The organism is Nostoc sp. MG11 (assembly GCF_014904695.1).
Classification (GTDB): domain Bacteria; phylum Cyanobacteriota; class Cyanobacteriia; order Cyanobacteriales; family Nostocaceae; genus Komarekiella.
Genome location: NZ_JACXXN010000002.1, coordinates 477,111 through 490,012, shown reverse-complemented (window position 1 = coordinate 490,012; position 12,902 = coordinate 477,111). Strand labels below are relative to the sequence as shown.

Below are 12,902 nucleotides of genomic sequence, written 5' to 3'. Positions count from 1 at the left end.
CCTGCTCCCCCAACTTTGAGTTTCTTTGCAACCCATTAGCTTAAGATCTCACCTAGATTTAAAATTCATCCAGACAAAGGACTTACGCAGGCGATCGCTTGATGTCTATTCCCACAATTAGTGAATTTACTATCCGTCGTAATGCCAACGCCAAATCTTTCCAGCGGGGCGAGGCATACTATGAGTCTGGTGCTGTTAATGTAGTTATCCAACGTGGTCATCGGCTTCATGCAGAAGTTGAAGGTAATGAAGCTAAGTCTTATCGTGTCAGCTTGAATTTCGATAGCAGCAAGTTGATGTCAGTCAACTGCACTTGTGCTTACAACTTTGACGGGTGGTGCAAGCACATTGTGGCGACAATGCTCGTCTGTGCGCGTCAAGCAGAAATTATTGAGCAACGTCCCACCCTTGAACAACTACTTGATCGCTTGGATCATGTCCAAACCCAAAGGCTGCTACAGGAATTGGTAGCAGAATATCCGCCACTGATTGAGGTAATTGACCGTCATGTCAGCTGGATGACAAGTCCGGCTCCCCAACAAAAAACCACAAAACCTGTGCGTTATAGTGCCATTGATCCGGCTCCCTTTAGACGACAAGTACGGCAGATTCTCCGCAATGCGGTGCGCTATTTTGAGGAGGGGTGTGAAGAAGACCCTCTTTGTGAGGAGTTGTCGAGTGTAGTACAAACTGCTGTCGATTTTAGTGAACGGGGAGAAGGTAATAATGCGATCGCTATTTTAGAAGCGATTACCTCTACCTGTGTGGAAAATTGGGCTGATGTGGCAGAATACGGCGCTGAAAACGATGAGATTGCTAGAGAATTGAATGATGCTTGGTGTGAGGCAATTCTCACCGCTGAACTCTCCCTAGAGGAAAAAGTTGACGTTCAAGTGAATTTGGAAGCATGGCAAGATGAGTGGAGTGCTGATTTTGCCATGAGTTTAGAGGCTTTGCGGCAAGATTGGGATTACCCGCCACTAGTGAAAGTTCTCCAGGGAGTCACTGAAATCGCTGTTTGGGAAGGAGAAACACCAGACTACGCTGATGATTTGGCACTAATTCGCCTGAAAATTCTTGAACGTCAGGAGCGTTATCAAGAATACTTATATTTGGCGCAAGCGGAAGGACAAAACCAACAATATCTAACAATGCTGGGGCAGTTAGGGCGAGTGGAAGAAGCAATTGAAGCCGCTCAAACCCAGATGAATTCAATGGAAGAAGCTTTTGCGTTAGCGAAAACACTCAGCACACAAGGGGCATTGCAGCAAGCATTAAATATTGCCCAAAGTGGATTAAATTTACCAGGTAATTGTCAATACCACTTAGGGATTTGGACAAGTGAATTAGCAGAGGATTTGGGTAATGATGAAGCTGCTTTATTAGCAATTCAGGCTGCTTTCCAAACCAAGCCATCCTTTTTTGATTACCAAAAGATAGAAGAATTAGCTGGGGAAAACTGGGAAATTATCAAAACAGACTTGCTGGAGAGCATCCGTAGCTATGAAGGTTGGGGAACAGAATCAATAAGGGTAGAGATTTTCTTATATGAGGAGCTAATTGATGACGCTATTGCGATCGCTAGTGAACTCAGTTCCTATTATTCTGAGTTAATTCACCGAGTTATGAATGCTGCTATCTCTCATAATCCTAACTGGGTCATCGCCAACGCCCGTCGCCGTGCCGAAAAGATTATGGATGCGGGTAAGGCAGAATATTATAACGAAGCAATTGAGTGGCTGAAAAAGGCACGCGCCGCCTACCTGGAATCTGGAAGGAAGGCCAACTGGTTAAGCTATCGAGATGAGTTGATGCAAACCCACGCCCGTAAGCGTAAATTAATGGGGATGTTCAATGAACAGGGTATGAAGTAAAAGTCTTCTTTGAAAAACAATACCAGCGATCACTCCCCAAAACATCGAACTGAAAGAGGCGAATTTTGGATAATGCTTAATCCATTTTCAGAGGAGTTGAACGAGGCGCGATCGCTGCTCACCTAGCTAAGGCATAGGATGAAAAAGAAGATGGCAAATATAACTCGCTACTATACAAACCTGCATCCACAAATATAACAACCAACAGAAAGCTTAGTACAGCATTTCATTAATTCGTAGCGAATAGATCTAAATAAACTTTCCGTTTCTCTGCGCCACTTTGCGTTTCAATTTCATGTCCACGCATTTTACAGGCAACAAAACATTGGGTTAAATAGATATTGACTAGCTTTTAGCAGTAGATAATATCAAACCTTAACACCTTTAGCACGCCATGTTTGCAATGTTTGTTCAAGTCCAGAGCGGTAGCTGGTATAGTGTGGCGAAAAACCAAGAAAAGAGCGTATTTTATCGTTCTTGACAATAGTAAAAAGATCAAGCAACTCCATTTGCTGGAGTTTGATAATTATACGCGCAACTGGTGCTAGAAAAAGTGGAATGTGTCCAGGCTTTTTCATTCCCAGTAACAGAGCAAAGTGATCAATGAAATCGCCAAAGCTTACTGGTGTACCATCTACAACATTGAATACTTCACCGACTGGTTTTTGTTCTGCAACTAAAACTAATGCACCAGCAGCATCTTCAAAGTGCAATAAGTTGGTCAACTTATCTTTTTTACCTGCAAAATATGGTCTTCTAAGCTTGAACGATGTCACATACTTCTTAAGATCAGAAGATTGTGGCCCGTACAAGAAACCCATACGTAAAACACACGCTGGAATCTTGCTGTTAATTACTTGATTCTCTACATCGATTGCTGCTTGAAAAATTGGGTCATTACTAGGCACTGAAAGAGGGGTATTTTCAGTAGCATCAGTAGCATTGCCATATAAGAAAGCATAGCTGGGGTGGACTAGGAATTTGACACTACTATTTTCTATCGCCTTTATTACTGCTGACGTAGTGGCTTTTAACGTCTGGTCATACCCTTTCCATGCGTGTCCATCGTGTAGCAGCGTATTTGGTATTTGCGGTAAGAGATTTAGCACCACATCAGCGTTGACAGTGCTTAATACATCCGATAGTTCATCAGCATCTTTTGGATTAGCTTCCACCAACACAAAGTTTTTAACATCCACAGTTGTAGTGCTGTTCTTATCTTGTAAAATTCCTGTAACTTGATGTCCGCGTGCAAGTAACTGCCGTGTGGTTTCGCTTCCAAGCTCAGTGGTTGCGCCGATGATAACGATACTAAGTTTTGCGAGGTTGTTTTGTTCCATATTTTGTTAAGAATGACGCATTATTTGCTTGAGCGACTTCCTTCCATAGCGTGAACTTTAACGCCTGCATATCGTCTGTGGACGTACCTCTCAATGTAACAAGATAGTTTTGACCTTATCCTCAGCACTTATTTGGTACATGTGGAGTCAATACAGTTCGGATAAGCACTTTTCACCTCTGCTGTAGACTTGGAAAAGATGAAAGGTTTGAAATTACCCTTTTCCCTTTTCCCTTTTTCCTTTCTCCTTTAACCAAACCGTATTGCATGTGGGTTCATCTGGCAAAACATATTAATCACTACACAATCTTTGTCTATGAAAACTTTCATCTCTTGTGTTGTTTTACTTGGACTTGATACTACCTTATTGATTAGCAATCCAAGTACTGCAAAATCTGACATATCGTCTATCAATAAGAATACTCTCGTTGTTGCCGAAACTGTTAGTAACGAAGAATTCATTGCTAGGGGTACTGAACCTTTTTGGAGCGTTACTGTCAGCAAACGTGGAATTATCCACTCTTCGCCAGATACAAAAAAGCAAACGTTCCCGTACGTCGTACCTTTGGAAGCAGAGGGTCGTCCTATAGACCTAGTGAGAGTGTACCCACTTAGAGGCAATAGCAACAATTTATTAATCATCAAGAAAGTTAACGTTTGTAGCGACGGTATGTCAGATAAAAATTATTCCTACTCAGCAACTTTCATTCTGGAGAATAAAATTTTTGAAGGTTGCGCTGAGAAAAAATAATCGTAAAAAGAGTTGTCTATTTTACCGAATTATTCTTGATGATTGCTTTTTGTCTCTTTGATATCATTGGATAAGTCAAATTTTGGCTCAACTTTTGCTTGCCGATAAGTAGCTAAAGTCAGCCCTTCTTTCAAATGTACAGAAGAGTATTTACTCAATCCAATTCGCTGTGCAGTATAAATCCCGTTGTGTCCCGAAAAAAGGTAACTGACTACACAGCTAATACTAATAAATAGCCCCGATTCTAGACCAAAGAGTTCAATTCCCATTAAGGTCGATGCCAAAGGTGTATTTGCTGCACCTGCAAACACACCCACAAATCCCATTCCTGCTAATAGGGGTGGAGGTAATGCCAAAAGCAACGATAAAGCATTACCTAATGTTGCACCAATAAAAAATAGAGGGGTTACTTCTCCTCCCTTAAAACCTGCTCCTAAAGTAAGAGCGGTAAAACCAAATTTAGCGGCAAAATCCCAGGGAGGTAGCTGAGTATAGAAAGAATTAACGATAGTTGAGATACCAAGCCCAATGTACTTGGTCGTGCCACTCAACCCAACAATTACCGCTACGAATACACCGCCTATAAAAGGACGCATTGGAGGATATGATATCTTTGTTTTAAAAAAATGACTAATTTGTGAGTTGCTTGAGCAAAGAGCCTTGCCACAATTCCAAAGATTGCACCTGCTGCGATCGCAGATATCAGCCCCCAAATTGTAATTGTCGGTATAAATGGAGCGTGTCGGTAATCTGTGTGATGCAGACCAAATAGTAAAGTCACTTGATTCCCAACGAGCGCTGCAATTAAAGAAGGAAAAAGTGCATCATAATAAAGTTTTCCAATCGCTAAAACTTATAAACAGAAAACAGTTCCAGCTAAGGGTGTACCAAAAACTGAACCAAATCCTCCACTGATACCTGCTGTTAAAAGAATTCGCCGATTTGCCCCTTGAAAGCGCAATATTTTAGTCAATTTATCTGCCAGAGAAGCACCCATTTGTAATGCTGTACCTTCACGCCCAGCTGAACCACCAAACAGATGGGTGATGATTGTCCCTAATAAAACTAAAGGAGCCATGCGGCAGGGAATAATCTCTTTGGGATTATGAATTTATTCGAGCAACAGGTTATTTCCGGCTTCTACTGCCTGACCAAACCGATGGTAAATCCAACCGCTCACGAAACCACCAAGTGGCAATAAGGCGATGATCCAGCGATGAGATTCACGCCACTCAGTTGCCCATTCCAATGATAATAGAAGCGCTGCGGAAGCAGTGCCGGCAAAAATGCCAACCACAAAAGAAATTGGTAACCACTTAATCAGGTGAGGTAATGCAATAAACAATTCAAACTGACGAAGATGTTTCATACAAAAATCCCTGACACTCTTTAGTCAGTGTTTGTATAATGTGATGCTATGGTTATTTAACTGCTAAGTTTCAATCCAAAAGTCTGCTTTGGCAAGGAAAAGTTGATGATAGTATGGCTTTATCTGCTGACTATCAACTCAAGCAAGCCAAGAATTTCTATGCTCATTATATGATTGAACAAACAAGAGCGATCGCAATTTTTGATATTGATGGTGTTGTCCGTGATGTCAGTGGCTCCTATCGCCGGGCGATCGCAGATACCGTAGAATACTTTACTAACCAAGCGTATCGCCCGACACCATTAGATATTGACAAGTTGAAGTCTGAAGGTATTTGGAATAACGATTGGGAAGCGTCTCAGGAATTAATTTACCGTTATTTTGAAAATCAAGCACAAACTCGCGAACAACTGCAACTCGACTACAACAAAATTGTTACCTTTTTTCAATCCCGTTACCGAGGCGAAAACCCCGATAATTGGACAGGATATATCTGTAATGAACCCTTATTATTACAACTTAGCTACTTAGAGCAACTAACACAAGCCGGGATTGCTTGGGGATTTTTCAGCGGTGCAACTCGTGCTTCTGCTAACTATGTTTTGGAAAAACGCCTTGGTTTGCAATCTCCAGTGTTAATTGCGATGGAGGATGCACCAGGTAAACCAGACCCCACTGGACTTTTAGCCACCGTTCGTCAGTTGGAGAATGCACTGGAGACGACATCAGCGATCATATATGTAGGGGATACGGTAGCTGATATGTACACCGTAAAGAAAGCACGGGAATTAGATTCTCGGACTTGGATTGGTGTAGGGGTATTACCACCACATGTGCAGGAAACAGCAGCACGAAGTGATGCTTATGCTCAGACACTAATAGCAGCAGGAGCCGCAGTAGTTTTGAGTAATGTGCAGGAATTGACCCCAAAGCAGATTCAGGAACTAGTAAGCTAATCTGTAGGCTCACTGTAGAATCTTGCTCAAGTTGTTTTGAGCGCTTGTAAGGTGTGGGGTGTGGCGAAAAAAGTTAAGCTGAGCCGAGAACCGGTATATTGAACTGTAGTGCAATTCATCCTAATTTTTTGAAACCTTGAGGTTGAACACACCGTCAATATTTCAGCCATCAGTTATCCTAAATTACTCCAGATTGGATATTTTATATCTGGATAAACAACTAGACATAATTGGAATACAAGTCGAAATCCGAAATCCCAAATTACTATGATCCCCTGCTATCAATTGTCTAAATCACAGATGCGTCGCTTTGGATTAGCTTTCATGCTACCAGCTGCACTCCTAGGCGCGATCGCCATCCCCACCCACAATGTGCAAACCGCTACAGCTCAAACACCTGCAAGTAACCGTCCCCTCACCATCCGCTCTGATATACAAGAATATGATGCCAAAACTCAAGTAATCACCGCTCGCGGTAATGTGCAAATGTTGTATCCATCTCGTCAGCTTCAAGCAACATCTGCTCAAGCACAGTACTTTAGTAAAGAACGCCGAATTGATTTCAGTGGCAACGTATATATTTTGCAACAAGGCGGCAATAGTATGCGAGCAGAGAAAGTTAGCTATCTAATTGACGAAGGGCGATTTGTCGCCTTACCCCAATCTAACCGTCAAGTAGAGTCTATATATATGGTGCAGGAAACAGATGAAAGTGGTCAAGCTGGTACACCGGCTCCAACAACACCAGCTTTAAAGCGTTCTAACTAGCATCGATCACCAAAAAAGGGCGCATCTATTGTGAAAATTGTTTTAGAAAATATTCACAAATCCTACGGTAAACGAGTAATTATCAATCGCGTTAACCTTTCTGTTGCTCAAGGTGAAGTCGTCGGTTTGCTAGGCCCCAATGGAGCTGGTAAAACGACTTCTTTTTATATCGCTACAGGTTTAGAAAAACCCAATCAGGGAAAAGTTTGGCTTGATAATCTAGATATTACTGGCTTGCCAATGCATAGAAGGGCACGCTTAGGCATTGGTTATCTAGCACAAGAAGCAAGTGTTTTTCGCCAACTATCGGTGCGGGATAATATTCTCCTAGTATTAGAGCAAACTAATGTGCCACGATGGGAATGGTCAAAGCGAGTAGAAAACTTACTGCGAGAGTTTAGGTTGGAAAAATTAGCTAATAGTAAAGGAATTCAACTTTCTGGTGGTGAACGTCGGCGGACGGAATTAGCCAGGGCGCTTGCTGCGGGGAGAGAGGGCCCGAAGTTTTTACTATTGGATGAACCATTTGCGGGAGTTGACCCCATAGCAGTTTCAGAAATTCAGCAAATTGTAGCGCAACTGCGCGATCGCGGCATGGGTGTCTTAATTACCGATCACAATGTCCGCGAAACCCTCGCCATCACAGATCGCGCCTACATAATGCGTGAGGGGCAAATTCTCGCTTTTGGCACTGCTGACGAACTTTACACTAATCCGCTTGTGCGACAATACTATTTAGGAGATAACTTTCAAGTCTAAATTAATAATTATTAATTTACAGATATAAAAGGATATTTTCTACTTTTTTGCTTAACTATTAATCTATAATTTTGCTCCAATTTCTCAGCTCATAGCATTTCCTAATCATCGTGAGGTACAAATTTATCTGTCTTGAAAAGTTTCCTATGTTAGAAAACCCCATCGCCTTTGGCGTCTCCCCTTCTCTACGAGACGCTACGCGATGGGAGAAGACCGCAGTGGCTCCCCTTTGAAGAAGTTATGATCGCTATGCTGGTCTGACTGCCCAACCGTTCTTTTAGAACGGTTCCCTTGTATTTAAAAGATACAAGGGAGAGGCGCAAAGCCTTGCGCCTCTCGGCATTGAAACAGACTATCGCCGGACGTCGGCGCTCAGACTTCTCTTTGCCTACAGAACTTTTCGCTGTATTTATCTGTGTACCCTGCGGGAAGCCGTTGCGCGTCTACATCTGTGGTTAATTACTTTTCTGTGTACCTCACTCAGGTGAGAACTGCTATATGAGAACTGAATTGAAATACTAAATTACAGTAGAAATGCATTCCTTTGCCAGGGTTGCCGGGATTTAAATTTTCAAGCTGCTTATGATCTCAAAGAAGCTCACATCTTTCTACAACCTCAATTCGCTGCTACCTTTTACGATCATGGATCGCTACTTGATCAGCGAATTGCTACCGACGTTTTTGTTTGGTGTCGGAGCTTTTTCATCAATTGGTGTCACAATCGATGCTGTATTTGACTTAGTACGGAAAATAGTAGAAGCCGGACTACCTGTAGACATTGCCATTCAGGTTTTTTTATTAAAGCTACCAAACTTCATAGTTTTAGCCTTCCCCATGTCTACCTTACTAGCTACTCTGATGACCTACAGTCGTCTCTCTAGCGAGAGTGAATTAATTGCCCTGCGGGGCTGTGGGGTAAGTGTCTATCGCATGGTGCTAACCGCTGTGATGATGAGCTTGGTAGTTACAGGAATGACATTTGTGTTTAATGAACACATAGCACCAGCCGCAAATTATCAAGCAGGTCTGACCCTGGACGCAGCTCTCAAATCAGATAAGCCAACTTTTAAGCAACAAAATATTTTCTATCCCGAATACCGTGATGACCCCCAGCCAGATGGTAGTAAAAACAAGATACTGACACGCTTGTTTTATGCTGACCAGTTTGATGGTAAGCGTATGAAAGGTTTAACAATTATAGATCGCTCCACAAAAGGTCTGAATCAAATTGTGGTATCAGAATCCGCACAGTGGAATGGCTCTCAAAATGTCTGGGATTTTTACAACGGCACCATCTATTTTGTAGCGCCCGATCGCTCTTATCGCAATATTGTTAGATTTGAACACCAACAACTACAACTACCCCGCACGCCCTTAAGTCTGGCAGAAAAGAGCCGAGACTATGGTGAGATGAATATTGGCGAAGCACTAGATCAACTAGAAGTTGAACTTCTCAGTGGCGATCGGCAAAAAATTCGTAAACTCCAAGTACGTATTCAACAAAAAATTGCCTTACCCTTTGTGTGTGTGGTGTTTGGCTTAGTAGGCGCAGCTATGGGAACAGTACCTCAACGCACCGGAAAAGGAACAAGCTTCGGTATCAGTGTCATAGTTATTTTTTCGTACTACTTAATTTTCTTTATTAGTGGTGCAATGGGACAAGCAGGTATCCTTTCTCCCTTTATGGGAGCTTGGTTGCCTAATTTTATGTTTTTGGGAGTAGGTGTATTTTTATTGATGCGGGTTGCTAAACGATAAATTACGCGCCGATTTCTAAAAAACAGTGTCACAAGATAGGAGATTAGGGGAAAATGAGGGAGAAAATTCCAACTTATCCCCCTCATCCCCCTCATCCCCCTCATCCTCTCTACACTTCAGTTACTATCAAGGATGATAATTTCGACATTCCGGCGCATCTGGATTTTCCCTACAGTATTCCTCAAAAGACACTTTGGCTGATACCATGCCCTCAGCTTTTTGATGAGCGGCTTCTGCTTGGAGTTCTTCTACTTCATCCCAAGCTGCAGCACAAGCTTTAGAGTAAGCACCTTGTGCAGTACAAGTAGCACGAGCCTGCTCAATTGCTTTTTCAATTCTCTCATCCAGTAGTAGCGCTTTTGGCGTTTCCACAAAGTCGCTCTTGATTAAAATATCAGTAATCGAGATGATGCCTAACAACTTGCCTTTAATCACAGGTGCTCTACGGATGCCTGTATTGGCAAACAACCGTGCTACATATTCCACACCCAACTCAGGATTTACAACAATACAGGGCTTGCTCATGATTTCGTAAACCCGCACTTGCTTAGGGTCTTTCCCATAGGCTGTTACCTTATAAACAATATCCGTTTCTGTAACAATGCCATAGGCATCGTTATCATAACGACGATCCACAACCAAAGCACGTAATCCTTTTTCTTTCATCAGCCCCACCGCTTCAGCGACAGTTGCCGAACCGCGAATAGTAACTACATCCTTGGTCATGATATCTTCAGCTTTCATCATTGCTGTAGTCTCCTGGTAAATATTACAGTGCGATGCGTCGCGCCAAGCGCATCGAAGCATTGCAACGCACAGTTTGAAAATTTAGAGAGCGCAAAAGTTGAACAGTTTCCCAGCCACAACAATAAATTAGAGCAGCTTTCAAATCTGGATGATATCCAAAGTGACCGATGCTCAAAAACTAAGCATGAATTGCCATAACTTTTTATAAAAGCCTTACCAAACAACCCTTAAAGGTGAATAGTAAATTTTTGACTACTACATGTCTTTTGGTAATGACTAATAACTTCTTCAAAAGTTAGGATGAAATCACCATCTAACTTCAGTTGCGAAGTTTTTTGCCGATTTCGAGTAAATTTCAATCACTTAAGCTATGCCACGTCGTCATTATCCTCCCGCTTATTTACGGTATCTCAAAGCCAGGTTATGGAATCTAGGGCGACCTGGTTTTTGGGGAACAGCAATTTTTTTATCTGTGATAGGGCTAGTAACCTGGGAATACTGGTCAAATCCAGAGGCTTTAACTCGCAAGCAAACTAACCAAGTGACTTCACAAAACCCTGCTGACTCTTCTCTGTCAGCAGAAGACAGAGCCATTGCAGCAGACATTGATAACTTGCCAGTTCTGTTTAATGACTTTGAGCAGGCAACTCTTTCAGTCAGGGCAAATACATCAAAAGAAAACACTGACGCAAAAAATAGCAAAAGCTTATTAGAAGATGCAATTAAGAAACAATCTGCTGGTGATGTAAAATCAAATCCCAGTTTGGGGACAGTTAGTAGCCCACCGCTACAAAATATGACAAATCCCTTTGTGGTACAAACAGAAAATTTATTGCGTGGCAAGACATCTGATAGTAACAATCAGTTTCTAGGCGTTAAATCATTAACTGCGGCATCTGAGCAAACAGGAGCAGTACAATCCTCCTCTACTCTGGGAATTGGATTAACTAATCAAACTAACATTGATCCAAATCCTGTTTTCATCAGCCCTTTGCAAGCAGCGCTCAACCAATCTACACAATCTACACAGAAGTTATCTAACTTCAATGGTACTGTTTCAACTCAGACAAATGCCTTGGGGCGAATCTCTAATGAAAGCACAACGCTGATGCTACCCACTAACAGTTTACCTAGTCAGAATTCTCTACCAAGCACTGGGTTAAATTCTGGAACGGGCTACACGTCAACGAATACAAACTTACCGCAAAATCCCTATGGTAATTTAAATGGCAGTCAGGTATTACCTAATGTCGCACCTGCAACACCAATCTCTGCTCCACCAACTAATGTTGCACCCTATTCTGGTTCTGGTCAGATTCCCAGCCAAAGCGTGGTTACACCCATAAACCCAGTGGGTGGCAATTCCATACAGCAGCCCATACAACTACCACAATCTATATATGGCAATTCCGTACAGCAGCCAACGCAACCGTCGCAGTCTATATATGGCAATTCCGTACAGCAGCCCATACAACAGCCACGGTCTGATTTCTCAAACCGTGACCAGATTTTAAGGCAGTATATAGGTGCAGGAGGTCAGAAGTAATCCTGATTACTAGAATTGCTGGATAAAGCTTGACTTTTTGGTATTTTTCGTTTTAATCCTCGTATTAATTCTCTGAGTACATCAGTTTTGCTTCTGTGCGTTGCAGAGCAGTAAGCTTCCAATATCTTTAACTCCTGCTCTGGCAATCTAAAATCTAGTCTTTTATCCGCCTTTGTCATGATTAATGTACTGATATTTTGTGTACATTTAGATCATATGGCACATCTAAGATGGTTATGAAGAAGCACAACAGCGACTTGCAGATGTGATTTGTCCAACCTAACGATCACTTAACCAATTTATGACGTTCGGATACTTCTGAGTTGTCAGATGGAATAGACCGGATCAATTCCCGAATTACATCGGTTGCGGCTCTGCCTGTTATTTTGCAGTATTGTTCAAGTTTCTCTACCTCCCCTGAAGTGAGATTTACTGTGAGTCGTTTAATCGCCCATTTTTTATTATTCATGGTTCACTCTTACAATCACGCTTGGAGAATGTGTGTATTAGCCTCATCCGCAAATTGATAAGTTTTTTTCCAAAAACAAGTGTTAGTCGCGTAAAAGCTCTGAAAACAAAGTGTCGTTAGCCGAAATCTGACCTTGATGAACTATCAGCATCTCTTTAAAGAGAGTCCTTTGCAATCTCAACAGTTGCTAATATTACTCTTTTGACAATTTATCCGTTCACCTATTTTTATATAAGTACTCTTTAGAAGTACTTAAAGTTAAGATTTGATGTGATTGAGGATACGCGGTAATCAAAAGTTAGCTCTACCATTGGTTGTATTGCAAAAGCTGGAGATGATCTGGTGATAAACTGAACGTAGGAACTTCATATAGAGGATTGTACAATATTAAAAAGTTATATTGCAGCAATTTTTATGTTTATTGCCTGGCAAACCTAGTTATTGCAGAAGCATGACCTCGCTGAATGTCAATCAAAATGTCGGTATCTAGCAAATAAATTAGCTTTATCTAGGTTTGCTGACGGTTTTCAGCCTCATGATATAACTTGCAAGCGTATGCTTGACTA

The 12,902-nt window shown here is 41.9% G+C and carries 13 protein-coding genes and 1 pseudogene; 7 read left to right on the top strand and 7 right to left on the bottom strand.

Translation table 11 applies throughout. From position 1 onward, the window contains the following. Nucleotides 1-101: 101 nt before the first annotated feature. Nucleotides 102-1,874 (top strand): SWIM zinc finger family protein, encoded by a 1,773-nt coding sequence (locus HCR01_RS04760; RefSeq protein WP_193194989.1) that lies wholly within the window; start codon nt 102-104, stop codon nt 1,872-1,874. 368 nt (nt 1,875-2,242) lie between these two features. Here the strand turns inward: HCR01_RS04760 and HCR01_RS04755 are convergent, their stop codons facing one another. Then, the gene (locus tag HCR01_RS04755) at nt 2,243-3,214 is read right to left on the bottom strand and encodes an NAD-dependent epimerase/dehydratase family protein (RefSeq protein ID WP_193194986.1); all 972 of its coding nucleotides are present in this window, start codon (nt 3,212-3,214) and stop codon (nt 2,243-2,245) included. A gap of 315 nt (nt 3,215-3,529) precedes the next feature. On the opposite strand from HCR01_RS04755, the gene HCR01_RS04750 reads away from it, so the two are divergent. Further along, nucleotides 3,530-3,964 (top strand): COG3650 family protein, encoded by a 435-nt coding sequence (locus tag HCR01_RS04750; protein ID WP_193194984.1) that lies wholly within the window; start codon nt 3,530-3,532, stop codon nt 3,962-3,964. 29 nt (nt 3,965-3,993) lie between these two features. On the opposite strand, the gene HCR01_RS40695 is transcribed toward HCR01_RS04750, so the two are convergent. The 3 genes and pseudogenes from HCR01_RS40695 to HCR01_RS38420 form a co-directional block, all read right to left on the bottom strand. Then, a complete protein-coding gene (locus HCR01_RS40695; RefSeq protein WP_413773923.1) occupies nt 3,994-4,575 on the bottom strand; it encodes a chloride channel protein in 582 nt (193 codons plus the stop codon). Next, nucleotides 4,545-5,042, bottom strand: a pseudogene (locus tag HCR01_RS40690) (chloride channel protein). Before HCR01_RS40690 ends, HCR01_RS40695 begins: the two are co-directional and overlap by 31 nt. Nucleotides 5,043-5,075: 33 nt before the next feature. Next, complete coding sequence (locus tag HCR01_RS38420) at nt 5,076-5,333, bottom strand: hypothetical protein (protein ID WP_226889114.1); 258 nt, start codon at nt 5,331-5,333, stop codon at nt 5,076-5,078. Between the two features lie 170 nt (nt 5,334-5,503). Between HCR01_RS38420 and HCR01_RS04740 the strand changes: the two genes are divergently transcribed. From HCR01_RS04740 to HCR01_RS04725, 4 genes are all read left to right on the top strand, one after another. Continuing rightward, nucleotides 5,504-6,289, top strand: coding sequence for a TIGR01548 family HAD-type hydrolase (locus HCR01_RS04740; protein ID WP_193195213.1), 786 nt, complete (start codon nt 5,504-5,506; stop codon nt 6,287-6,289). A gap of 267 nt (nt 6,290-6,556) precedes the next feature. After that, nucleotides 6,557-7,057, top strand: coding sequence for an LptA/OstA family protein (locus HCR01_RS04735; RefSeq protein WP_193194982.1), 501 nt, complete (start codon nt 6,557-6,559; stop codon nt 7,055-7,057). Nucleotides 7,058-7,087: 30 nt separating this feature from the next. After that, nucleotides 7,088-7,816 (top strand): LPS export ABC transporter ATP-binding protein, encoded by a 729-nt coding sequence (lptB, locus tag HCR01_RS04730; protein WP_193194980.1) that lies wholly within the window; start codon nt 7,088-7,090, stop codon nt 7,814-7,816. Nucleotides 7,817-8,458: 642 nt separating this feature from the next. Further along, nucleotides 8,459-9,574 carry an LptF/LptG family permease gene (locus HCR01_RS04725; RefSeq protein ID WP_191757285.1) on the top strand — a complete coding sequence of 372 codons (1,116 nt, stop codon included), beginning with the start codon at nt 8,459-8,461 and terminating at the stop codon, nt 9,572-9,574. Between the two features lie 126 nt (nt 9,575-9,700). Here the strand turns inward: HCR01_RS04725 and HCR01_RS04720 are convergent, their stop codons facing one another. After that, on the bottom strand, nt 9,701-10,321 hold the full coding sequence (locus tag HCR01_RS04720; protein ID WP_193194978.1) for a CP12 domain-containing protein: 621 nt from the start codon (nt 10,319-10,321) through the stop codon (nt 9,701-9,703). A gap of 370 nt (nt 10,322-10,691) precedes the next feature. Between HCR01_RS04720 and HCR01_RS04715 the strand changes: the two genes are divergently transcribed. Further along, complete coding sequence (locus HCR01_RS04715) at nt 10,692-11,867, top strand: hypothetical protein (RefSeq protein WP_193194976.1); 1,176 nt, start codon at nt 10,692-10,694, stop codon at nt 11,865-11,867. On the opposite strand, the gene HCR01_RS04710 is transcribed toward HCR01_RS04715, so the two are convergent. Together HCR01_RS04710 and HCR01_RS04705 are read right to left on the bottom strand one after the other, a co-directional pair. Beyond that, nucleotides 11,858-12,046 (bottom strand): ribbon-helix-helix protein, CopG family, encoded by a 189-nt coding sequence (locus HCR01_RS04710; protein ID WP_162396769.1) that lies wholly within the window; start codon nt 12,044-12,046, stop codon nt 11,858-11,860. The two genes, HCR01_RS04715 and HCR01_RS04710, sit on opposite strands and share 10 nt — an antisense overlap. Before the next feature lie 107 nt (nt 12,047-12,153). Next, nucleotides 12,154-12,336, bottom strand: coding sequence for a CopG family transcriptional regulator (locus tag HCR01_RS04705; protein WP_193194974.1), 183 nt, complete (start codon nt 12,334-12,336; stop codon nt 12,154-12,156). Nucleotides 12,337-12,902: the final 566 nt, after the last annotated feature.

Bases quoted from the DNA above. Each gene is read 5' to 3' on its own strand.
- HCR01_RS04760 (WP_193194989.1), top strand. From the start codon at position 102: ATGTCTATTCCCACAATTAGTGAATTTACTATCCGTCGTAATGCCAAC.
- HCR01_RS04755 (WP_193194986.1), bottom strand. From the start codon at position 3,214: ATGGAACAAAACAACCTCGCAAAACTTAGTATCGTTATCATCGGCGCA.
- HCR01_RS04750 (WP_193194984.1), top strand. From the start codon at position 3,530: ATGAAAACTTTCATCTCTTGTGTTGTTTTACTTGGACTTGATACTACC.
- HCR01_RS38420 (WP_226889114.1), bottom strand. From the start codon at position 5,333: ATGAAACATCTTCGTCAGTTTGAATTGTTTATTGCATTACCTCACCTG.
- HCR01_RS04740 (WP_193195213.1), top strand. From the start codon at position 5,504: ATGATTGAACAAACAAGAGCGATCGCAATTTTTGATATTGATGGTGTT.
- HCR01_RS04735 (WP_193194982.1), top strand. From the start codon at position 6,557: ATGATCCCCTGCTATCAATTGTCTAAATCACAGATGCGTCGCTTTGGA.
- HCR01_RS04725 (WP_191757285.1), top strand. From the start codon at position 8,459: ATGGATCGCTACTTGATCAGCGAATTGCTACCGACGTTTTTGTTTGGT.
- HCR01_RS04720 (WP_193194978.1), bottom strand. From the start codon at position 10,321: ATGATGAAAGCTGAAGATATCATGACCAAGGATGTAGTTACTATTCGC.
- HCR01_RS04715 (WP_193194976.1), top strand. From the start codon at position 10,692: ATGCCACGTCGTCATTATCCTCCCGCTTATTTACGGTATCTCAAAGCC.
- HCR01_RS04710 (WP_162396769.1), bottom strand. From the start codon at position 12,046: ATGACAAAGGCGGATAAAAGACTAGATTTTAGATTGCCAGAGCAGGAG.
- HCR01_RS04705 (WP_193194974.1), bottom strand. From the start codon at position 12,336: ATGAATAATAAAAAATGGGCGATTAAACGACTCACAGTAAATCTCACT.